This is a genomic window from Hydrogenibacillus schlegelii, from assembly GCF_001653195.1.
Taxonomy (GTDB): domain Bacteria; phylum Bacillota; class Bacilli; order Thermicanales; family DSM-22653; genus Hydrogenibacillus; species Hydrogenibacillus schlegelii.
This window is the reverse complement of the sequence record NZ_JXBB01000001.1, coordinates 25,441-47,858: the sequence shown is the minus strand read 5'-3', so window position 1 is coordinate 47,858 and position 22,418 is coordinate 25,441. Positions and strand designations below refer to the sequence as shown.

General features: G+C 67.8%; 19 protein-coding genes and 3 tRNA genes. 20 read left to right on the top strand and 2 right to left on the bottom strand.

All coding sequences use genetic code 11. The annotated features are described in order from the left end of the window. Positions 1-135 precede the first annotated feature (135 nt). Positions 136-1,215, top strand: coding sequence for a DNA polymerase III subunit delta (gene holA, locus SA87_RS00210; RefSeq protein ID WP_156423685.1), 1,080 nt, complete (start codon positions 136-138; stop codon positions 1,213-1,215). Between the two features lie 148 nt (positions 1,216-1,363). On the opposite strand, the gene rpsT is transcribed toward holA, so the two are convergent. After that, positions 1,364-1,687 (bottom strand): 30S ribosomal protein S20, encoded by a 324-nt coding sequence (rpsT, locus tag SA87_RS00205; protein WP_322787507.1) that lies wholly within the window; start codon positions 1,685-1,687, stop codon positions 1,364-1,366. A 204-nt stretch (positions 1,688-1,891) separates the two neighbouring features. Between rpsT and gpr the strand changes: the two genes are divergently transcribed. The 10 genes from gpr to SA87_RS00155 all read left to right on the top strand — a co-directional run bounded on the left by gpr (position 1,892) and on the right by SA87_RS00155 (position 10,187). Next, entirely contained in the window at positions 1,892-3,061 is a 1,170-nt protein-coding gene (gene gpr, locus SA87_RS00200; RefSeq protein WP_066442286.1) for a GPR endopeptidase, read from the top strand. A gap of 129 nt (positions 3,062-3,190) precedes the next feature. After that, complete coding sequence (gene spoIIP, locus SA87_RS00195) at positions 3,191-4,573, top strand: stage II sporulation protein P (RefSeq protein ID WP_066197340.1); 1,383 nt, start codon at positions 3,191-3,193, stop codon at positions 4,571-4,573. Then, complete coding sequence (locus SA87_RS00190; RefSeq protein ID WP_066197338.1) at positions 4,570-5,127, top strand: hypothetical protein; 558 nt, start codon at positions 4,570-4,572, stop codon at positions 5,125-5,127. The genes spoIIP and SA87_RS00190 overlap by 4 nt, the downstream gene beginning before the upstream one ends. Positions 5,128-5,285: 158 nt before the next feature. After that, a tRNA-Pro gene (locus SA87_RS00185) sits at positions 5,286-5,361 on the top strand. Positions 5,362-5,521: 160 nt separating this feature from the next. Next, positions 5,522-5,606 (top strand) — tRNA-Leu (locus tag SA87_RS00180). A 3-nt stretch (positions 5,607-5,609) separates the two neighbouring features. Next, positions 5,610-5,686, top strand: a tRNA-Val gene (locus tag SA87_RS00175). A gap of 120 nt (positions 5,687-5,806) precedes the next feature. Beyond that, positions 5,807-7,069, top strand: a complete 1,263-nt coding sequence (locus SA87_RS00170) for an RtcB family protein (protein ID WP_082718541.1) — start codon at positions 5,807-5,809, stop codon at positions 7,067-7,069. Between the two features lie 140 nt (positions 7,070-7,209). Next, entirely contained in the window at positions 7,210-8,451 is a 1,242-nt protein-coding gene (locus SA87_RS00165; protein WP_066197334.1) for a glycosyltransferase family 2 protein, read from the top strand. A gap of 287 nt (positions 8,452-8,738) precedes the next feature. After that, positions 8,739-9,371, top strand: a complete 633-nt coding sequence (gene mobA / locus SA87_RS00160; RefSeq protein WP_066197331.1) for a molybdenum cofactor guanylyltransferase — start codon at positions 8,739-8,741, stop codon at positions 9,369-9,371. Between the two features lie 225 nt (positions 9,372-9,596). Continuing rightward, positions 9,597-10,187 (top strand): phospholipase D-like domain-containing protein, encoded by a 591-nt coding sequence (locus tag SA87_RS00155; RefSeq protein ID WP_066442059.1) that lies wholly within the window; start codon positions 9,597-9,599, stop codon positions 10,185-10,187. Between the two features lie 272 nt (positions 10,188-10,459). Here SA87_RS00155 and SA87_RS12895 read toward each other — a convergent pair whose 3' ends face one another. Further along, positions 10,460-10,606 carry a hypothetical protein gene (locus tag SA87_RS12895; protein WP_156423628.1) on the bottom strand — a complete coding sequence of 49 codons (147 nt, stop codon included), beginning with the start codon at positions 10,604-10,606 and terminating at the stop codon, positions 10,460-10,462. A 430-nt stretch (positions 10,607-11,036) separates the two neighbouring features. Between SA87_RS12895 and ilvE the strand changes: the two genes are divergently transcribed. The 9 genes from ilvE (at position 11,037) to leuD (ending at position 22,393) form a co-directional block, all read left to right on the top strand. After that, positions 11,037-11,942: a branched-chain-amino-acid transaminase gene (gene ilvE / locus SA87_RS00140; protein ID WP_066197327.1), complete on the top strand. Its 906-nt coding sequence runs from the start codon at positions 11,037-11,039 to the stop codon at positions 11,940-11,942. A 161-nt stretch (positions 11,943-12,103) separates the two neighbouring features. Next, the gene (gene ilvD, locus SA87_RS00135; RefSeq protein WP_066197323.1) at positions 12,104-13,777 is read left to right on the top strand and encodes a dihydroxy-acid dehydratase; all 1,674 of its coding nucleotides are present in this window, start codon (positions 12,104-12,106) and stop codon (positions 13,775-13,777) included. Positions 13,778-13,989: 212 nt separating this feature from the next. After that, positions 13,990-15,783, top strand: a complete 1,794-nt coding sequence (ilvB, locus tag SA87_RS00130; protein ID WP_066197317.1) for a biosynthetic-type acetolactate synthase large subunit — start codon at positions 13,990-13,992, stop codon at positions 15,781-15,783. Continuing rightward, positions 15,780-16,301 (top strand): acetolactate synthase small subunit, encoded by a 522-nt coding sequence (gene ilvN / locus SA87_RS00125; RefSeq protein ID WP_066197314.1) that lies wholly within the window; start codon positions 15,780-15,782, stop codon positions 16,299-16,301. The genes ilvB and ilvN overlap by 4 nt, the downstream gene beginning before the upstream one ends. Positions 16,302-16,433: 132 nt before the next feature. After that, entirely contained in the window at positions 16,434-17,429 is a 996-nt protein-coding gene (gene ilvC, locus SA87_RS00120; protein WP_066197312.1) for a ketol-acid reductoisomerase, read from the top strand. Between the two features lie 249 nt (positions 17,430-17,678). Beyond that, on the top strand, positions 17,679-19,250 hold the full coding sequence (locus tag SA87_RS00115; RefSeq protein ID WP_066197309.1) for a 2-isopropylmalate synthase: 1,572 nt from the start codon (positions 17,679-17,681) through the stop codon (positions 19,248-19,250). Continuing rightward, a complete protein-coding gene (leuB, locus tag SA87_RS00110) occupies positions 19,247-20,356 on the top strand; it encodes a 3-isopropylmalate dehydrogenase (protein ID WP_066197306.1) in 1,110 nt (369 codons plus the stop codon). The genes SA87_RS00115 and leuB overlap by 4 nt, the downstream gene beginning before the upstream one ends. Continuing rightward, a complete protein-coding gene (gene leuC, locus SA87_RS00105) occupies positions 20,353-21,804 on the top strand; it encodes a 3-isopropylmalate dehydratase large subunit (protein ID WP_066197304.1) in 1,452 nt (483 codons plus the stop codon). Before leuB ends, leuC begins: the two co-directional genes overlap by 4 nt. After that, positions 21,791-22,393 (top strand): 3-isopropylmalate dehydratase small subunit, encoded by a 603-nt coding sequence (gene leuD, locus SA87_RS00100; RefSeq protein WP_066197964.1) that lies wholly within the window; start codon positions 21,791-21,793, stop codon positions 22,391-22,393. Before leuC ends, leuD begins: the two co-directional genes overlap by 14 nt. The last annotated feature ends 25 nt before the right edge of the window (positions 22,394-22,418 follow it).

Here is a 22,418-nt window from a genome sequence, read left to right as displayed (position 1 = left end):
CTTCCCGCTTGAAGGCCGGACCCGGGCCGGGCCCTTTAAGCGTTGAGATAGATGTGAAGCGTTGTCGGCAGGCCGGCCCGCGGCCTGCTTTCCTTTTGTCCGGCCTTCTGCTAAGATGTCGGCGGAGGGGACGACATGCGACGCCGCAAAGGGCAAGGCGGGATGACCGGCGGAGGACGCCTGCCGGTGTACGTCCTTGTCGGCGCCGACGAAGGCGCGCTTTTGCAGCGGGAACAGGCGCTCGTTCAGAAGCTCCTTCCGCCGGACGCCGATCCAACGGTGGCCGTCCTTCCCGTCGACGTCGAGGCGGAAGGGATCGAGCGGGCGCTGGAGGCGTTCGAACTGGGGACGCTGTTCGGCGGGCCGACGGTCGTCGTCGGGCGGCGGGTGCACTTTCTTACGGCCCGGGGCGGCAGTCGGCGGGGGGGAAAGGCCGCCGAAGGAGAGCGGGAGCGCCTCGAGCGGTTTCTCGCCGACCTGGCCGCGTCGGGCGAAGCCGGAACGGCGCCGACCGGCGGAGGGTCGCCGCTCGCCGGCCGGGCCCTCGTCCTCACGGTGCCGGCCGACGGCCTCGACGGTCGGTTGAAGGTCGTCGAGCGGCTGAAAGCGCTGGGGACGATCGAAACGGTGTCGGCACCGACGGCGGACGAACGGCTGAGGCAGGTGCAGGAGGCGCTCCGGGCCCGGGGCCTTTCGCTGCCGCCGGAGCGGCTCGAAGCGCTCGTCGCCCGGCTGCCGGAGGAACCGGCGGCGGCGACTCTGGAGCTGGAAAAGTGGCTCCTCTACACCGAGGCGACCGGCGCGCCGCCGGACGAGGAGGCGGAGGGGTGGCTTTTGAGCGAAGCGCCCGAAGGCGACGCCTTCCGGCTCATCGACGCCCTCATGGCCGGAGAAGGAGCGCAGGCCCGGGCGATCCTCGCCCGGCTGAAGGGAGACGAAGAGCCGCTCCGGCTGATCGGACTCATGCTTCAGCAGGTGCGGCTCATGCTCATCGTTCGAGAGGCGGCCGAGGCCCCGGAGGCGCTGGCGGCGACCCTCGGCGTCCATCCGTTCGCCGTGAAGATGGCCCGGCGCCGGTCGGCCCGCGTCGCCCCGGAACGCCTAACGGCGATTTTTCGCGAACTGGCATGGATCGATCGGGGGCTGAAAACGGGCGCCGTCCCGAGGGAGTCGGCGGTGGAGCGGGCGGTGCTCGCGTTTTTCCTCCCCGCATGATCGGATGCCGGTGGGTCCGGATCCGGCCGACCGGACGCGGCGGTTCGCCGGGTGCCGCTTCGCCGGGTCGAAGCCCCAAAAAAAAAACGACCTCGAAGGAGGTCGTTTTTTTGGCTTTCCGACGCCGTCTGGCCCGGGTTGGAGCGGGTTACGCGTTGTTTTCCGCGCCTTCCGAACCGCCGGTGGCCGCCAGCGCCTTTTTCAGCTCGTTGATTTTTTTCATCAGCCGCGACTTTTTCCGCGCCGCCTTGTTGCGGTGGATGGCCCCTTTCGACGCCGCCTTTTCCAGCGCCTTGGCCGCTTCGTTGTACTGGGCCAGCGCTTCCTCGACGGACTGCCCTTTGAGGGCCCGCTCGACGCGCTTGACCGCAATGCGGACCGTTTTCCGGATGGCGAGGTTCCGGAGCCGGCGCTTTTCGTTTTTCTTGATCCGTTTGATCGCCGACTTGGTGTTGGCCATGCGGGTGTTCACCTCCTCTTCCGACCGGACGGCCGCCGGGCACCCGGCGGCCTGTGTCCCGCGTGCGAGACAACACCCGTCATTCTATCATGATATGGGTTTTTCTGCAACGGATCGAAAGGGGCATGAAACGTCGTCCGCTCGACAGACTAACGCCTGACGGAGCCAAAAGGGACCTTCAGCGGAACCTTCAAGCGACGGAAAGGGGCGCGAAGGGTGCGGCAAAGCGATCGGTCGGATGCGGCGGGGGTCGTGCCGGCTTACGGACGGACGGACCTCGCGCTGGAGGCCCATGAGGCGCTGTTCGGCCGGGCGGGCGCGGTGGGCGCCGAGACGGCGCCGAAGGCGGCGGCGCCGGACGTCGAGGCGGGCCTCCGCAAGGAGACCGAGGAGGCGTTCGGCGGCCGGATGCGGGTCGTCCGCCTGGAGATCGTAAGCGATGCGGCCGCCCAGGCCCTCGGGAAGCCGGTGGGAAAGTACGTCACCTTTGAGCTGCCCGAGCTTCTCACCGGAGAGGCGGCGTACCGGAGCGAAGCGGCGGATCTCTTCAGCCGGGGGCTGGCCCGGTTTTTCAAAGAGATCGGCCTCGGGGACGAGGATCCGGTGCTCGTCGTCGGCCTTGGCAACCGGCAGGTCACGCCGGATGCCCTCGGGCCCGTCGTCGCCGAACGGGTGCGGGTGACGCGGCATTTGTTTCAACACGAGCCGGGTCTTGTGGAAGACGGCGTGCGCTCCGTCGCCGCCCTCGCCCCGGGCGTGATGGGGACGACGGGAGTCGAGACGGGAGACATCGTCGCGGCGGTCGTCGGCGCCATCGGCGTCGCGGCGGTCATCGTCGTCGATGCCCTGGCCGCCCGTTCGCTCGCCCGGCTGTACACGACGGTGCAGATGAGTGACGCCGGCATCCAGCCCGGCTCCGGAATCGGAAACAAGCGCCGGCCCCTTACCCGGGAAACCCTCGGCGTGCCGGTGATCGCGATCGGCGTGCCGACGGTCGTCGAAGCGTCGACGATCGCCGGCGAGGCGATCGATCTTTTGATCAAGCATCTCGGTCGGCAGCTTCACGAGGCGTCGCAACCGAAAGCCCGGGAGAGGCTTGTGCCGCCGGGGGCGCCCCCGTACGACCGGCCGCCCCGGTTCACCGAGGCGGATCTTCCTCCGGAGCCGGCCCGAAAGGTGTTCTTCGGCCTTCTCGGCACGCTGACCGAGGAAGAAAAACAGGCGTTGCTTCGGGAAGTGCTCGAGCCTCTCGGCATGAACTGGATCGTCACGCCGAAAGAGGTGGACGCGTACATCGACGACCTCGGTCAGTTTCTCGCCGCCGGCCTGAACCGGGCGCTTCACGGACGAATCGACCGGGAAAACGTCGCGCACTTCACCCACTGAAGGCCGGGCGGGTTGCGGTTCGTCCGGCAAACTCGGCGAACGGGCGGAACGGGAGATTGGGCCAGACGTTCAGGTTCGGTTCTACTTCCCTGCTGCCGGTCATAGCGTAGAGGCAGGGAGGGAACGCCGATGTCGCGCCGTCTGACCACGCCACCGTTTTGGGCCGCGCTCCTCATGCTCCTCGTCGTCCTCTTAAGCGCCAAAATCATCGCCGAACGCGGAGAACGCGATCCCGCCGGCTTCGGTCCGATTGGCACCGGACAAGCTCTGCGCGACGCCGGGCGCGCCCTCGAGCGCGCTCTTAAGGAGAGCGGACAAGCCCTGATGCGGCAAGTCGAATCGACCCTGGTTCCGGCTCGGGTTAACCCTGTCGCCCCGACGGCCGGGTTGGCGTCGGCTCCGGACGCAAAGGATCCGGAGCGGTTCTGGCTCGTCTCCCGGCTTCTGGCTTATTTCTCCGTCGCCGGTGATGCCGCTTCCCGCGCCGGCGCGCCGGCTTCGCCGAAGCCGGGAGGGCGTTCGGCAGAGACGGGGGGATGGCCGCCGCTTCCCGCACAGGTCCCGGGGAGCGCCGAACGCCTGCCGGACGAATCCGGCGCCCGGTCGCCGGAAGGAGGTTCGGGGTCGCCTGGCGGGGCCGCTCCGGCTCCCGTCGCTACGGCTGCCGCCCCCTCCGCGAAGGGGTCGGGTTCTTCTTCCGCCGACATCCCATACACCGCGGCGGGGCGCCTTCCCGCCGAACGGCCGGAAGCGGCGCGGCCGGTCCTTCTGTCCGGCGCGCTGCCGCCGGAGGCGCCCCGGATGAGCGCGCGGCCGCTCCTTTTTTCCGCGCGGCCGTCGGTCTACGTCTATCACACCCACAATCGGGAGTCGTGGCTTTCCGTCACCGAAGCGAAAGGTCGAAAAGACGCCATGGACGCGGAGATGAACATCACCGCCGTCGGCCGGGCGTTTGCCGAAGCCCTGGAGGCGGCCGGCATCCCCGTCTATCACGAAACGACCGACATCTACGCGCTTCTGCAAAAAGACGGTCTGCCATACAGGGCCTCCTATGATAAATCGAAAACGGTCGCCCTCGCCGCGATGGCCCAACATCCGGACATTCGCTACCTGTTCGATCTGCATCGGGATGCCATGCCGCGCAAGGCGACGACGGCGACGATCGACGGGACGACGTTCGCCCGCATCCTGTTCGTCATCGGCAAGGGCAACCCCCACTGGGAGAAGAACAAAGCCCTTGCGGAAGCGTTGGCGCGGCGCCTGGAGGCCAAAAAACCGGGCCTCGTCCGTCCGATGATCGTGCATGAAAAAAATCGCTGGTACAACGGCGAATACAACCAGTCGCTGGCGGAAAACGCCCTCACGGTCGAGATCGGAGGCCAGGAAAACACGCCGGAAGAGGCGATTCGTTCGGCCCGCGTGCTGGCGGAAGTCGTCGCCGAATACATTCTCGAGGCGCAGCCGGTGTCCGCGCCACCGGATCCCCTTGCCGGCGGAGGGGAAACGCGATGAGCGGCGCGGTTCGGCGGGCCGCCGGCCGAATTCTGGCCGCCTTCGGGCTCATCGCCTTCGGCGCGGTGCTCGGCATGATGGCCGTCGCAACGCCGGCACCGGGGGCGGGAAATTCCCCTTCCCGCCCCACCGCCCTGCCGTCTGATTCCGCTCCGCCGGGAAATAGCGGGGAGCCGCCGACCGGACGGAAACGGGTGATCCTGCGGGTGGAAGACGGCCGTCCCATCTTCGGCGAGCCCAAGGATTACGGGGCCGAACCGACCGCCGACCGGTCCGACGCTCGGTCGGCGGGAGAGGCCGCGGGATCGAACGAGCCCGCCGCCCGCCGCGCGGGCGGCGCTTTTCGCTCCGGGGATTCGGAGCGCAGGGGGATGGACGCGTCTTCCGAAGCGGCCGCAGGCTCCGAAGCGCCGGTCATGGGCGAGGGGGGATGGCTCAACGCTTTCGGCGCCGCTCTCGACGTCCGTCTGACGACGGCCACCCGCGCAGGAGTGGCGCGGCTCATCGGCCGAAGCCGGATTGCGCCGTCCGGCATCGCCGATGCCGAACGCTGACCGACCGCCGGCGCATCGATGGGAGCATTGGCCCGGCGCATCGACCGCCCCATCGGCCGGCACATCCAAGATAGCGCAATAAATATATCAATATCGTCTTGACGTCCTCCGCCCGGGGAGGTATACTTAAGCTTGTCGCTGCACCGACCTGATGCCGTCGGGACGTAGCGCAGATGGTAGCGCGCACCCTTGGGGTGGGTGAGGTCGCGGGTTCAAGTCCCGCCGTTCCGACCATTCGGTTTTATTTCTTCCGCCTGCTTGATCGGCGCGGCTTCTCGGCACCGGAAGCGAAAAACGGAAATGAAAAACTTACCCGATGCTGAGGGCTTGACAAAAGCAACAGGAGACGCTAGGATAAAATGCGTCTCGCTCGACGGAAGGTCGGGCAGCCGATGCGGTGGTGGTGGAATTGGCAGACACGCTATCTTGAGGGGGTAGTGCCGAAAGGCGTGCGAGTTCGAGTCTCGCCCACCGCACCATGTGGATCCTTAGCTCAGCTGGTTAGAGCGCTACCTTGACATGGTAGAGGCCGGGGGTTCGAGTCCCTCAGGGTCCACCATACATACGCAATTACGGCGCGGGGATGACCCGCGCTTTTCTCGTATCTTCGACCATCAGTTCATGAACGTCTGGCTTCGACCCACGTTTTGAAGTTTGTCAGGCGGAAGGAGGGACGCCCATGCCGGCAGTGACGAACGGTGCGGCGGGGGAGGCGCTTGTTCGGACGGTCCGGGCGAATGCCGTCGTCTTCGGGCGCCATGACGAGGCGACGCTCGAACAATTCCGCGACGTCGCCGCCCGGGCCGAACGGGCCGCCCTCATGGCCGACGGGCACCTCGGCTACATCATGCCGATCGGCGGCGTCGCCGCCTACGACGGCAAGGTGTCGGTGGCCGGCGTCGGGTTCGACATCGCCTGCGGCAACGCGGCGATCCGGACGGATCTTGCGCTTCCGTCCATCGCGCCGCATCTCGATGAGATCGCCGATACGATCGCCGAAACGATCTCCTTCGGGCTCGGGCGGACGAACCGGGCGCCTGATGCGCCGGTCGATCATCCGCTTTTTTCCGATCCGGCCTGGGACGCCATTCCGGCCGACCGGAGCGCCCGAGAAGCCCTCAGGGAAAAGGCGCGGGAACAGCTCGGCACGGTCGGCGGCGGCAACCACTACGTCGATCTTTTTGCCGACGAAGAAGACCGGGTCTGGGTCGGCGTCCACTTCGGTTCCCGCGGCCTGGGCTTTGCCATCGCCTCCGGCTTCATGGCGCTCGCGAGCGGCGCCCGCTGGGGGGAGCGGGTCCGGGAGACGGAAGCGCTTCTCGACCTGGGGAGCGACCTCGGCGAGCGCTACTGGGCGCTCATGCACCTCGCCGGCGCTTACGCCTATGCCGGCCGGGAGTGGGTGGCCCGCAAGGTCGTCTCGCTTCTCGGCGCTCGGGAGGTCCAGCTTGTCCACAACCACCACAACTTCGCCTGGAAGGAAATCCACGGCGGCCGGGAGCTCATCGTGGTGCGGAAAGGCGCGACGCCGGCCTTTCCGGGGCAGCTCAGCTTTATCGGCGGGAGCATGGGCGACATCGCCGTCATCGCCCAAGGAAAGGTGACGGACGATCCGATGGTGCGGCGGCTGCAGGAGCAGGCGCTTTTTTCGACGGTACACGGCGCCGGCCGGTTGATGAGCCGGACCGAAGCCCGGGGCCGGCCGGGCGGGAAGCGCCGAAAAGCCGTATCCGGAAAGATCACCCGGCCGATGATGGAAAGCTGGCTCAAAGAGCGGGGCATCCTCCTTCGCGGCGGCGACGTCGACGAAGCGCCGCAGGTGTACCGCCGGCTTTCGGACGTCCTGGCCGCCCAGGGCGATACGATCGAAATCCTGCATACGCTTCGGCCGATCGTCGTCGTCATGGCGGGGCCGGATGTGAGGGATCCGTATAAAGACTGACGGCTCGAGGCGCCGACGTCCCCTGGCCCGGATCGACCGAACCGTTGGAACGAAAAGAACCGGCCCGGAGAGGTGGGCCGACCGAACGACGCGGTCGGCTTCGGCGATGCGGGCCGGCCCAACAGAGAAAGGAGTGCGGGATGCTTCTTGCCGCTTTGGTCGCCGCCTTCTGGACGTTCGTCCTCTGGGACGGATGGCGGGGACGGCGACGCTTTCCCCACCTGTTTCCCTCCTGTGAGCGTGAGGCCGGCGACGGGAGGCAGACGGGCGACGCACCGGATCCGGAGCTTCCGTTCGTCTCCGTCGTCGTTGCCGCCCGGAACGAAGCGGAGACGCTTCGGCGGGCGCTTCCGACGCTTCTTGGGCAGGCGTATCCGGCGTACGAGGTGATCGTCGTCGACGATCGGTCGACCGACGGGACAAGCGCCGTGGCCGCGGCGGTGGCCGCGGCGCTTGGGGCGGCCGCGCCGCCGGTGCGCCTCATCCGCATCGACGCGCTTCCGCCCGGCTGGCTGGGGAAAAACCACGCCCTCGCCCGGGGGGCGGCGGAGGCCCGAGGCTCGCTCCTCCTCTTTACCGATGCCGACGTGCATTTTCAGGAGGAGGCGCTCCGGACGGCCGTTCGTTTCATGCGCGCCCGGCGCCTCGACCATCTGGCGCTCACCCCGCGGCTCGTCGCTCGCCGGGGGGCGGTGCGGCGTTTCAGCCGCTATTTTATGTTTTCATTTATGATTCTCGAGCGGCTGTGGTGGGCCGGCGATCCGGAACGGAAGCATCGCGGAGCCGGCGTCGGGGCGTTCAATCTCGTTCGCCGAAGCGCTTATGAAGCCGTCGGCGGCCATGCGGCGATCGCCCTTCGGCCCGACGACGATCTTGCCCTCGGCCGGCGCCTCAGGGCGGCGGGGTTCCGTCAGGCGTTCGCCGGCGGCGCGGCCCTTCTTTCCGTCGAGTGGTATCCGTCGCTTCGGGCCGCCGCGATCGGGCTGGAAAAAAACGCGCTGGCCGGCGTCGGCTACCGGTACGCGTTCGCCGCGGCGGCCCTCTTGGGCCAGGCGCTCTTTTTTCTCTGGCCCTTCGTCGCCGTATGGATCACAGAAGGATGGGCCCGGGCAGGGTATGCCTTTTCCCTCGCGGCAATGATCGCCCTGTACGTTCGCGTCGTGGCTCCGCTTTCGGCGGAGCGCTGGTCGGAGGTCTTGAAAGACGTCCCCTTCGTACCGCTTACGGCGCTCGGGTTCAATGCGATCTTTCTCCGGGCGGTCGTTTTGACCGCCTGGCGCGGCGGGATCACCTGGCGCGGGACGTTTTATTCGCTGGCCGAGCTTCGCGCCGGAATGGGGAGTCCCGCCGGAGCCTCTTGTCGGGGCGAACGCCGCCGGTGAGCCGGCCGATATCCCGGCGGACCTCGGCTGCCCCGGGAACTTCGGTTCCGGATGCCTTTCCGACGGTCGATGCCTTGTCGCTGATACACGTCGGGAAAATCGACAAAGGGACGCTCCGCCGGACGTTCGGCCTGGAGGGGCAACCGTCCTGAGGACGGCGCCGTTTCCGACCCGATGGGCGCCGGTATCCGAAGGGCGTCAGCGGTACCGGTCTCCGAAATGCGACGACGGGCGGCCCGCGCCCGTCGTTTTGTGCTATAATGGCCACCGGCGAAAGGGGGAGGGCGATGGCGAACCGGGAGCCGGCCGGGAGCGGGCGGGCGGCGTGCATCCTCGCCGGAGGTCGATCGACCCGAATGGGGCGGGACAAGGCGTTTTTGCCGATCGGGGGCCGGCCGGCGATCGAGCGGCTGATCGAGCGGTTTGGGGCGGCCTTTCCGGAGCTTTTTCTTTCGATCCGGGACCCGAAGCCGTTTCGACACCTCGGCGTTCCGCTCGTCGTCGATCCCCTCCCCGACGGCGGCCCGCTCGCCGGCCTCGTCGCCTGCCTCGAGGCGGCCCGCGCCCCGGTCGTCCTGGCCGTCGCCGTCGACCTGCCGCTCGCCCCGCCGGCGTTCGGGGTGAAGCTCGCGGCGGAAGTGATCCGGCGGAACGTGGAGGCGCTCCTTCCGCGCGCCGGCGGGCGGCTGCATCCCCTCTTTGCCGCCTACGCCCGCGCGGCCGGGCCGAAGCTTTCGGCGCGCCTCGCCGCCGGCGAACGGTCGGTTGTCCGGGCGGCCGCGACGCTCCGGCATGCCGTCGTCGGTGCGGACTTTTTCGCCGTCGACGAGCCGACGCTCCTCCGGGCTTTCACGAACGTGAACACGCTGGAAGACTACGCCGCCGCCCGGACGGTTTGGGAGATCGGCGATCTTCCCTGATCGGAGGCGGCCGTTCGGGGGTGCGATGCGCTTCGGGGAGCGTTCCTGCATGAAAAATGCTGCATGAAATAGGCTGAGCCGCGCGCCGACTCGTTCGAACGAGGTCCGCGCAGCCGGGAAAAGGCTGTCCCGAGGGATGGCGACGGGCAGGGCGGCGTCGAACAAGCGCACAGACACGGGCTCATCGAACAAGCGCACAGACAACGGCATGAAGGAGCGAGCCAGGTGGCCAGAAGGCGTTCCTCCGGCGCCCGGCGGCGCGGCCTCGGCATCGCCCTGGGCGCCGTCGTGGCGATTTTTTCCTACCTCGCCGGCATCGCGTCGGCGCCGGCGGTGCCGGCGTTTTTGCCGAAGGCAGACGGCGTCTATTTTACTCGGGCCGGAGAGCATCCGGAGCGGGCGGTGATCGGCCTCATCGACGGAGCGGAAAAAACGCTCGATGTGGCCGTCTACTCGCTCACCCACGACGGCATCGTTCAGGCGATCAGACGGGCGAAGGCCCGCGGCGTCGCCGTTCGCGTCATCACCGATGCCGAACAGGTACAGGGAAAAGCCCAGAACGCCGCCGTCCGGGCGCTTCTTTCCGACGACATCCCGGTCAAGGTGAACGAACACAGCGGCCTGATGCACCTCAAGCTCGCCATCGCCGACGGCCGGCGGGCCGCCGTCGGCTCGTTCAACTATACGAAGGCCGCCAGCACCCAGAACGACGAGATCGTCGTCCTCCTGTCCGACCCGGAGGCCGTACGGCACATGGCCCGGGAATTCGATCGCCTTTGGAACGATCGGGAAGCGTTCCGGCCGTTTCGCCCGTAAGGTCCGGTCGTCGTGGCCGGCGGATCGACCGCCGCTTCGGGCACGACCGTCGCTTCGCCTGACCGGCCGAGCCCGTTGACGAAAGACCGTCGCTTCAGCCGGGAAAGTCGGGCGCCTTGCCGGACGGGACGGCCCGTCTTCCGGCGGTTCGGCCGGGGGGTTAAGATCCTCGAGCGCGCCGCCCGACGGAGCGCACCCCCTGAAGGGTTTTTCGCCCGGCGGATCCGTCGCTCGCCGGACGGAACCGCCGGGCGCTTTTTTGGCCCGCCTTGTCACAAATTTGTCAAAAACGGATGAAACCCAGTTTCCATGTGCATGAAAGCGGTTTCTGGTTTTTCGAGTGCTTGAAAAACATGAAAATCAAAGGCGGATGGGAGTTGCTTTTCCAGGCCGGCGGCATTAGAATATTCGACAAACACCCCTCCCCCCTCGGCGACCGGACAACCGCAAAGCGACCGATCGCAAGGTGCAGAAGGGAATCTAGGGTTCCGCCGCCGGACGGCGTTTGCGAATGTCTTTCACTATCTTTTTCATGGTCGGTCCCGGCGGGCCGGCCCTTCGGGCGGGCAAACGGCGTGCGGCGGGTCTGGACCGAGCGATTCCGGCGGCCCGGCGGGCCGTACACCGTGGGGATAAAAGCCCCGGCGGAAAGTTCTGCCGAACGTCGCAGGCTTTCCGGGGCTTTTTTCTTTAGGCGCACCGGGGGATGCCGGAAGCGCCCCGGCGTTAAAGCGCCGAACGGCGGACGACGTTAAGCGGCGGGCGGCGTGGTGCGGCCGCTTCGGCGATGCGGCACCGGTCGGGCTTTTGGCGGGGCCGGAGCGCGGGGGAAGCAAAGGAGGCATTGCCGTGAATCCGGGTCAGCTGATCTTTCTCAACGGCGCTTTCGTCCCGAAGGAGGCGGCCGTCGTCTCGGTGTACGATCACGGCCTTCTCTACGGCGACGGCGTCTTCGAAGGCATCCGCGCCTACGACGGGAACGTTTTTCGCCTGAAGCCCCACATCGACCGGCTGTACGACTCCGCGAAGGCGATCCTGCTCGAGATCCCGTATTCCCCGGCGGAGATGGAGGAGATCGTCCTCGAGACGCTCCGAAAAAACCGGCTGCATTCGGCCTACATCCGCATCGTCGTAAGCCGCGGCGCCGGCGACCTCGGGCTCGATCCGGCCCGCTGTCCCCGGGCCAACGTCATCGTCATCGCCGAGTCGCTGGCGCTCTATCCGAAAGAATTGTATGAACGGGGCATCCGCCTGGTGACCGTAAGCACCCGCCGGAACCGGAGCGACGTTCTCTCGCCGGCCATCAAATCGCTCAACTACCTGAACAACATCCTCGCCAAGCTCGAGGCGAAAAATGCCGGCGCCGACGAAGGCCTCATGCTGAACGCCGACGGCTACGTCACCGAAGCGACCGGCGAAAACATTTTCATCGTGAAACACGGTGCGCTCATCACGCCGCCGCCGTACGTCGGCATTCTGAAGGGCATCACCCGTCAGGCGGTCATGGAGATCGCCGCGGAAGACGGCATTCCCGTCCGGGAGGACGTCCTGACCCTTCACGATGTCTACACCGCCGACGAAGTTTTCCTCACCGGCACGGCGGCGGAGATCGTCCCCGTCGTCGCCGTCGACGGCCGCACGATCGGCGACGGTCGCCCCGGCGCGATGACCCTTCGCCTCCTCGAGGCGTTCCGGCGCCTGGCGGTGACCGACGGCACGAAGATCTCCCCGGCGGTCGAAGACCGCGTCGGCTGAGGCGCCCTCCGGCTTTCCGACGGGCGGCGAGGATGGAGGGCCTTTCGGCCTTCCGGCCGGCCGCTCATCCGTGCAGCCGTCCGGGCCAAAGCCTCGGACGGCCCGTCGTCTGTGACTCCGAGCCCGACCGTTCGGCCAAAGTGCGAAACGAAGGTGATGGCGTGCGGAGCGATATGATCAAAAAGGGGATCGATCGGGCGCCGCACCGGAGCCTCCTCTACGCCACCGGCGTCGTCCGCCCCCAGGACCTCGACAAACCGTTCATCGGCGTCGCGAACTCGTACATCGACATCATCCCCGGTCATGTCCATCTCCGGGAATTTGCCGCCATCGTCAAAGAAGAGATCCGCGCCGCCGGCGGCATCCCGTTCGAGTTCAACACGATCGGCGTCGACGACGGCATCGCGATGGGCCACATCGGCATGCGGTACTCCCTCCCCAGCCGGGAGCTCATCGCCGACAGCGCCGAGACGGTGATCAACGCCCACTGGTTCGACGGCGTCTTTTACATCCCGAACTGCGACAAAATCACCCCCGGCATGCTCATGGCCGCCGTCCGAACCAACGTCCCGTCGGTGTTCGTCACCGGCGGTCCGATGGAGGCCGGCAAATCGAAGACCGGCGAAAACCTCTCCCTCGTCGACGTCTTCGAGGCCGTCGGCAGCTACCATGCGGGGAAGATCACCGATGATGAGCTCAACGACCTCGAGCAGCACGCCTGTCCGTCCTGCGGCTCTTGTTCCGGCATGTTCACCGCCAACTCGATGAACACGATCCTCGAGATCCTCGGCATGGCCCCCTTCGGGAACGGCACGGTCCTCGCCACCGACACCGAAGGCCGCCGGGCCCTCATCCGCCAGGCGGTGCAGGCGCTCATGCGCCTCATCCGGGAGGACATTCGGCCCCGGGACATCATCACGCCGGAGGCGATCGACGACGCCTTCGCCCTGGACATGGCGATGGGCGGCTCGACGAACACCGTCCTCCACATCCTCGCCGTCGCCCACGAGGCGGAGATCCCCTACGACCTCGAGCGGATCAACGCCGTCGCCGATCGGGTGCCGTATCTCGCGAAGGTGAGCCCCGCCTCCCGCTATTCGATCGAAGACGTCGGCCGGGCCGGCGGCGTCCGGGCGATCGTCAAAGAGCTCCTCAAGGTCGGCGCCGTCCACGGCGACCGGCGGACGATCACCGGACGGACGATCGCCGAGGAGGTGGCGGACGCCGAGATCGTGAACCCGGACGTCATCCGTCCCGTCGAGCGGGCCTACAGCCCGAGAGGAGGGCTCGCCATCCTCTTCGGCAACCTCGCTCCGGACGGGGCGGTGATCAAGGTCGGGGCCGTCGACCCGTCGATCCGGCGCTTCCGGGGTCGGGCGATCGTGTTCAACTCCCAGGACGAGGCGCTGGAGGGGATCCATTCGGGGCGGGTTCAGGAAGGACACGTCGTCGTCATCCGCTACGAAGGACCGAAGGGCGGCCCCGGCATGCCGGAGATGCTCGCCCCGACGTCGGCGATCGTCGGCCGGGGGCTCGGGACGAAGGTCGCCCTCATCACCGACGGCCGTTTCTCCGGCGCCACCCGCGGCATCGCCGTCGGCCACATCTCCCCGGAGGCGGCGGAAGGGGGCCCGATCGCCCTCGTCGAAGACGGCGACTGGATCGACATCGACCTCGATGCCCGGACGATCACGCTCCTCGTCGACGACGCCGTCCTTGCCGCCCGCCGATCGGCGTTCGTCCCGCCGCCGCCGAAGGTGACGAAAGGCTACCTCGCCCGCTACGCCGCCCTCGTCACGTCTGCGAACACCGGCGGGATCATGAAAGTCCGCTGAGGCCCCGATCGCCGAGCCTTACGGCCGGAACCCCGGCGAAACGCGGACGAGGGGAGGATCAAACGAGAGAAAAACCCGGGAGAAGAGAGTGGAGAGAAACCGGCAAGAACGGTCGACCGCGGCGGCCGCGTCGCCGCTTCCAAAGACAAAGACAACGACGACCCGTTCATGACGCGAAGGAAGATAGGAGACCGGAAAGGAGAGACGTGGCGATGGCGAAGACGGCCACCGAACCGATCGAGCCGGAAGGCGCCGGGGCCCAATCCGAAATGACGGGCGCCGAGATCCTCGTCCAGGCGCTCAAAGACGAAGGCGTCGACGTCCTCTTCGGTTACCCGGGCGGCGCCGTGCTGAACGTCTACGACGCGCTGTACGACGCGGGCATCGCCCACATCCTCACCCGCCATGAGCAGGGGGCGATCCACGCCGCCGAAGGGTACGCCCGGGTGACCGGTCGGCCCGGCGTCGTCCTGGTCACCTCTGGTCCCGGCGCGACGAACATCATGACCGGTCTCACCGACGCGATGATCGACTCGCTCCCGGTCGTCGTCATCGCCGGCCAGGTGGGAACCAACGTCATGGGCACCGACGCCTTCCAGGAGGCGCCGATCTTCAGCATGTCGATGCCCGTGACGAAGTACAACTACCAGGTGCGGGACCCGAAGGACCTTCCGCGGATCGTCCAGGAGGCCTTTCACATCGCCACCACCGGCCGGCCGGGGCCGGTGCTCATCGATCTGCCCAAAGACGTGACCGCCCGCACGGCGCCGTACGTCCGGCCGCGGGCGCTTGATCTTCCCGGCTACCAGCCGACGGTCGTGCCGAACGCCCTCCAGCTTCAGAAGCTCGCCGCCGCCATCGCCCGGTCCCGCCGGCCGCTCATCCTCGCCGGCGCCGGCGTCCTTCACGCCCGGGCCGGCGACGCCCTCGTCTCCTTCGCCGAGCGCCTCGGCATCCCCGTCGTCACGACGCTCCTCGGCATCGGCGCCATCCCGGCGAACCATCCCCTTTATCTCGGCATGGGCGGCATGCACGGGACGGCGGTGGCGAACTACGCGCTTCAGGAATGCGACCTTCTGATCAACTTCGGCGCCCGCTTCGACGACCGGCTGACCGGCAATCCCGCCCGCTTCGCCCCGAAGGCCCGGATCGCCCACATCGACATCGATCCGGCGGAGATCGGCAAGATCGTTCCGACGGAGATCCCGATCGTCGGCGATGCCGGCGAGGCGCTCCGGCGCCTCCTCGAGCTCGACCTCGCCCCGCCGGATGCCGCGGCGTGGCGGGAGGCGCTCCGGCAGGTCGCCCGGGAGCGGCCGCTCTGGTACCTTCCCTCCGGCGAGCTGAAACCCCAGCGGGTCGTCGAGCTTTTGAGCGAGATGACGCGCGGCGAGGCGATCGTCGTCACCGACGTCGGCCAGCACCAGATGTGGACCGCCCAGTACTACCGTTTTCAAAAACCCCACCGCTGGGTCACCTCCGGCGGCCTCGGCGCGATGGGCTTCGGCTTTCCGGCGGCGATCGGGGCGAAGATCGCCGCCCGGGACGAGACGGTCCTCGCCGTCGTCGGCGATGCCGGTTTTCAGATGACGATGCAGGAACTCGCGCTCCTTCGGGAGTACGCCCTCGGCGTCAAGATCATCATCCTGAACAACTTCGCCCTCGGCATGGTCCGGCAGTGGCAGGAGCTCTTCTACGAAAAGCGCTACTCCGAATCGCTTCTCCCCTTCCAGCCGGACTACGTCAAGCTCGCCGAGGCGTACGGCATCCCCGGTTACGCCGTCTCCACCGAGGCGGACCTCAGGGCCGTCCTCGAGCGGCACCTCGCCGACGACGAGCCGGTCCTCATCGACTGCCGCATCGCCCCCGGCGAAAACGTCTTTCCGATGATCCCGCCGGGGAAAGCCCTCGACGAAATCGTCGGAGACCGGCCGCCGGACGGGGCGGAAGCGATCCGGAGCCCGGGCACCGTCGGCATCGCCGGAAAGGAGGTCGGCGCGCCGTGAAGCAGCTTCTCTCCCTCCTCGTTCGGGACCAGGCGGGCGTCTTAAACCGCATCAGCGGTCTTTTCCTCCGGCGGGGGTACAACATCGACTCCATCACCGTCGGAAAAAGCGAGCGCCCCGGCCTCTCCCGCATGACGATCGTCCTCGACGTCGAGGACGAGAAGGCGGCGGAGCAGGTGAAAAAGCAGCTCAACAAGCAGATCGACGTGATCAAGGTCGTCGACCTCACGCACCGGTCCGTCGTCGCCCGGGAGCTCGCCCTCATCCGCGTGAACGCCACGATGGCCGAACGGGCGGAGATCGACCACATCATCCAGCCGTTTCGCGCCCGCATCCTCGACGTCGGCCGCGCGAGCGTGACCGTCGAGGTGACCGGCTCCAGCGAAAAGATCGACGCCCTGATCGAACTCCTCCGGCCGTACGGCATCAAAGAGCTGGCCCGGACGGGGCTGACGGCCTTCGCCCGGGAGCTCGACGTCTCTGCCGAGGCCGAAGCGAAAAGCGCCACCGGCGCATAAGCGCCGACCGAAGCCTCGGCGAAGGAAAGCCGGCGCCGCCGGCGCCGACGGCCTGCCCGGTCCATCCGGGTCGGCCTGACGACGCCGCTGGGATTCGCCTCAGCACATCGACCTGCGAAAGGAGCATCGAGCGTGGCCAACCTCTACTTCGACGCCGATCTCGACCTCACGCCGCTTCAGTCGAAGACCGTCGCCATCCTCGGTTACGGCTCCCAGGGCCATGCCCACGCCCAGAACCTCCGGGACAGCGGCATCGCCGTCGTCGTCGGCTTAAGGCCCGGGAAGTCGTGGCAGAAGGCCGAAGAAGACGGATTCACCGTCCTTCCCGTCGCCGAGGCGGTGAAGCGAGCCGACATCGTCATGTTCCTCCTCCCGGATGAGCGGCAGCCGGAAGTCTACCGGAACGAGGTGCTGCCGAGCCTCCGGCCGGGCCAGGCGTTGGCCTTCGCCCACGGCTTCAACATCCACTTCGGTCAGATCAATCCGCCGCCGGACGTCGACGTCTTTCTCGCGGCGCCGAAAGGGCCGGGGCACCTGGTCCGACGGACGTACACCGAAGGCGCCGGCGTCCCGGCCCTTTTCGCCGTGCACCAGGACCATACCGGCCAGGCCCGAGCGCTGGCGATGGCCTACGTCAAGGCGATCGGCGCCGGTCGGGCGGCGGTCATCGAGACGACGTTCAAAGAGGAAACCGAAACCGACCTCTTCGGCGAACAGGCGGTCCTCTGCGGCGGCACGAGCGCCCTCGTCAAGGCCGGCTTCGAGACGCTCGTCGCCGCCGGTTATCAGCCGGAGGTTGCCTATTTTGAGGTGCTCCATGAGCTCAAGCTCATCGTGGACCTCATGTACGAAGGCGGCCTCACGGCGATGCGCCATTCCATCTCCGACACCGCCGAGTGGGGCGACTACCGGAGCGGCCCCCGAATCATCAACGAAGCGACGAGGGCGGAAATGCGCCGCATCCTCGAGGACATCCAGAGCGGCGCCTTCGCCCGAGACTGGATCCTCGAAAACCAGCTCGGCCGGCCGATGATGAACGCCCTCCGGGAGCGGGAGAAAAACCATCCGATCGAAGAGGTCGGCCGGCGCCTCCGGGAGAAGATGCCCTTCATCCGCCGCGGCCGCTGAGGCGGCCTCCGGATCCTGGGCGACCGCTCAGGCGGCCCTTACGCCGATCGTGCCGCCGGCCGCTTTGACCGAGGACGATGTCCGGACCGCCTCGGCGCGTGCCGCCCCCTGGGCCATGCGCTTCGGACTCCGCCGTATCCGGCCTTTCGGCCGGCGCGGCGTTCCGCACGTTCGACACGGCGTTCCGCGGAGGATCGCGCCGCCTAGGCACGCCTTCGCGATCCAAACGCAGCGGGGTGGGGAGAGACCATGCGGAGAATCGAGATTTTCGACACGACGCTCCGGGACGGTGAACAGACCGCCGGGGTAAACCTGCATCTGCACGAAAAGCTGGAAATCGCCCGGGCCCTCGAGCAGTTCGGCGTCGACATCATCGAAGCGGGCTTTCCCGCTTCGTCGCCGGACGAATTCCAGGCCGTCCAAAAAATCGCCGAAACCGTCCGGGGCGTGCGCATCGCCGCCCTGGCCCGCTCTCATCCCGGCGACATCGACCGGGCGTGGGAGGCGATTCGAAACGCCGCAGGGCCCCGCATCCACGTCTTCATCGCTACGAGTCCGATCCACATGCAATACAAGCTTCGCCTGACGCCGGATGAAGTCGTCGAGCGGGCGGTGGAAGGCGTTCGACGGGCGAAGCGCTACACCGCCGACGTCGAATGGTCGGCGGAAGACGCCACCCGGAGCGACTGGGATTTTCTCGTCCGGATCGTCACCGAAGTCATCCGCGCCGGCGCCACGGTCGTCAACCTCCCCGACACCGTCGGCTACACCCAGCCGCAAGAATATGCGGCCATGTTCCGCTACATCCTCGAGCGGGTCCCCGGCATCGAAAAGGTGAAGCTCTCCGCTCACTGCCACGACGACCTCGGTCTGGCCGTCGCCAACTCCCTGGCGGCGATCCAAGCCGGCGTGACCCAGATCGAAGGGACGATCAACGGCATCGGCGAGCGGGCCGGGAACGCCGCCCTGGAAGAGATCGCCCTCGCGCTCAAGGTCCGGCAGGATCACTACCGGGCCGAAACCGGCATCCGGACCGAGCACACCGTCCGGGTGAGCAAGCTCGTGAGCAAGCTCACCGGCATCCCCGTCCCGCCGAACAAGGCGATCGTCGGCGCCAACGCCTTCGCCCACGAGTCCGGCATCCACCAGGACGGCGTTCTGAAGCATGCGGCGACGTACGAGATCATGTCGCCGGAGATGGTCGGGCTTTCGTCCAACCGGATCGTCCTCGGCAAACACTCCGGACGGCACGCCTTCCGGGAAAAGCTCAAGGAGCTCGGCATCGCCGTCCGGTCGGACGAGGAGCTCGACCGGTTGTTTGCCGCCTTTAAGGCCCTCACCGGGAAGAAAAAAGAAATCACCGACGACGACGTCCTGGCGCTTTTCGTCGACATGGCGGCGCCGGCGGAAAAATACGAGCTCCTTTCGCTTCAGTGCGCCATCGGTTCCGGCGTCATCCCGACGACGACGATCGTCCTGCGCCTGCCGACCGGCGAGGTCCGGACCGAGTCGGCGACCGGCGAGGGGAGCGTCGAGTCGGTCTACAAGGCGATCGAGCGGGCCGTCGGTCAGCCGGTCGCCCTCGAAGACTACCGCATCCAGTCGACGAGCGGCGGCCCGGATGCCCTGGCGGAAGTGTACGTCAAGGTCCGCTTTCACGGGCTCACGAGCCGCGGCCGCGGCGTCGACAACGACGTCGTCATCGCCTCGGCGAAGGCGTACATTGACGCGCTGAACCGGATCACCCTCCGGCTCCCGGCGGCGGGGGACGATCGGCCGGCTGCCCTCGGCGCCGCCGACTCCGGAGTGGTCACGGGATGAACCGGAAGATCGTCCTTCTCCCCGGCGACGGCATCGGCCCGGAGGTCATGGGCGTCGCCCGGGCGCTCATCGAGACGCTTTCGGACATTGCCGGCGCCCGCCTCGAACTTCTCGAATACCCGATCGGCGGCGCCGCCGTGGACGCCGCCGGGGAACCGCTGCCGGAGGCGACGCTTCGGGCGGCCCTCGCGGCGGACGCCGTTCTCCTCGGCGCCGTCGGCGGGCCGAAGTGGGACGATCTCCCGCCGGAGCGCCGGCCGGAGGCGGGGCTCCTCGCCCTCCGGAAGGCGCTCGACGCCTACGCGAACCTGCGACCGGTGCGGACGATCCCGGCCCTCCTCGACCGGAGTCCCCTGCGGGACGCCCGGCCCATCGACCTCCTCATCGTCCGGGAGCTCACCGGCGGGCTTTACTTCGGCACGCCCCGGGGCATCACCGAGACGGGGCGAGAACGGGAGGCGGTCGACACCCTCCGTTACACCGAAGGAGAGATCGAGCGGATCGTCCGCCTCGCCTTCCGCCTCGCCGAACGGAGAAGCGGCCGGCTCACCTCCGTCGACAAGGCGAACGTCCTCGCCTCGAGCCGCCTCTGGCGAGACGTCGTCGAGCGGGTGCGGAAAGATCACCCGACGGTCGAGGTGCGGCACGTCCTCGTCGACGCCATGGCGATGGCCCTCGTCGACCGGCCGTGGGCCTTCGACGTCGTCGTCACGGAAAACCTCTTCGGTGACATCCTCTCGGACCTCGGGGGTGCCCTCGTCGGCTCGCTCGGGCTGCTCCCCTCGGCGAGCCTGAGCGAGGCGGGGCCGCACCTGTACGAGCCGGTCCACGGTTCGGCGCCGGACATCGCCGGCCGGGACGTCGCCAACCCAACGGGGATGATCCTTTCGACGGCGATGATGTTCGAGCTTTCGCTCAGCCTTCCGGACGTCGCCCGGGCGATCGTCGCCGCCGTCGACGACGTCTACGCCGACGGCTTCCGGACGGCGGATCTTACGCCCGCGGACGCCCCCGCCGGCGTCCGGACCGTCGGAACCGAGGCGTTCGGCGCGGCGGTCATCGAGCGGGCCGCCCGCCGTCTCAAATCGAAGGGGGTGTACGCGTGAGCCACGGAACGATCGTCGACAAAATCTGGGCCGACCACCTCGTCGCCCGGGGGGAGGGCGGCATGGACCTCCTCTACATCGACCTCCACCTCGTCCACGAGGTGACCTCCCCGCAGGCGTTCGAAGGCCTCCGCCTCGCCGGACGGACGGTTCGCCGCCCGGACCGGACGATCGCGACGATCGACCACAACGTGCCGACGGACGACCCGTTCACCATCGACGACCCGATCGCCCGGAAACAGATCGACGTCCTCCGGGAAAACTGCCGCGCCTTCGGCATCCCGCTGTTTGACCTCGACAGCGACCGGCGGGGGATCGTCCACATCATCGGCCCCGAGCTCGGCCTCACCCAGCCGGGAATGACGATCGTCTGCGGGGATTCCCACACGTCGACCCACGGCGCCTTCGGCGCCCTCGCCTTCGGCATCGGGACGAGCGAAGTCGAGCACGTGCTCGCCACCCAGACGCTCTGGCAGGCGCCGCCCCGGACGATGAAGGTGACCATCGTCGGCCGGCGCCATCCGGCGGTAACGGCCAAAGACATCGTCCTCGGCCTCATTGCCCGCTTTGGCGTCTCCTTCGGGCGCGGCTACATCTTCGAATACGCCGGAGACGTCGTTCGGGCGATGACGATGGAAGAACGGATGACCCTCTGCAACATGTCGATCGAGGCCGGCGCCCGGGCGGGTCTGGTGGCCCCGGACGAGACGACGTTCGCCTATTTGAAAGGCCGTCCGTACGCGCCGAAGGGAGCGGCGTGGGAGGCCGCCGTCCATCGATGGCGGGCGCTTGCCTCGGACCCCGACGCCGAGTACGACGCCGAAGTGACGTTTGACGTGAGCGACTTAAAGCCCGTCGTCACCTGGGGGACGCATCCGGGGATGGCGGCGCCGGTCGACGGCGCCGTGCCGCACCCGGACCACTTTGCCGACCCCGCGGAGCGAAAGAGCGTCGAGCGGGCCCTCGCCTACATGGACCTTCGGCCCGGCACGAAGATTCGGGACATCGAGATCGATCACGTCTTCATCGGTTCGTGCACGAACGGCCGGCTGGAAGACCTCCGGGCGGCGGCGGCCGTCATCCGCCGGGTCGGCCGGCGGGTGCACCCCCGGGTGAAACGGGCTCTCGTCGTCCCCGGCTCGAAGACGGTGAAGCGGCAGGCGGAGGCGGAGGGGCTGCACGAAGTGTTCCTCCAGGCCGGCTTTGAGTGGCGGGAGCCGGGCTGCAGCATGTGCCTCGGGATGAACCCCGACATCGCGCCGCCGGGCGCCCGGGTGGCCTCGACGTCGAACCGAAACTTCGAAGGGCGGCAGGGGGTCGGCGCCCGGACGCACCTCGTGAGCCCGGTGATGGCCGCCTACGCCGCCCTGTTCGGCCGGTTTGCCGACTGGGAGGAAGACGCGGCGCTGCTTTCTGCCGTCGGAGGTGAACACGGTGCAACCGTTTGACGTTCACCGGGGCCTCGTCGTCCCCCTCGACCGGCCGAACGTCGACACCGACCAGATCATCCCGAAGCAGTTTTTGAAGCGAATCGAGCGGACCGGCTTCGGCGATTTTCTGTTTTATCACTGGCGCTTCCGCCCCGACGGCACGCCGGATCCGGCGTTCGTCTTAAACGACCCCGCCTACCGGGGCGCGACGGTGCTTCTCGCCCGGGAAAACTTCGGCAGCGGCTCCTCCCGGGAACACGCCGCCTGGGCCCTTCGGGACTACGGCTTTCGCGCCGTGCTCGCGCCGTCGTTTGCCGATATCTTTTACAACAACGCCGTCAAAAACGGACTCCTTCCGGCGCAGCTTTCCGCCGAGGCCGTCGATGCGCTGTTTGCCCGAGCGGAAGACGGGCCATACTGGGTGACGATCGACCTGGCGGCCCAGACCGTGGCCCTCGACGACGGGACGACCTACGCCTTCCGCATCCATCCGGAGCATCGCCGGCGGCTCCTCGCCGGAGAGGATGACATCGGCGTCACCGAACGATATCTTGCCGCCATCAAAGCGTACGAACGCACCCATCCTCTGCCGCCGCTTGCGCCGTGAGTCCTTTATCGGTATACTGATCCCA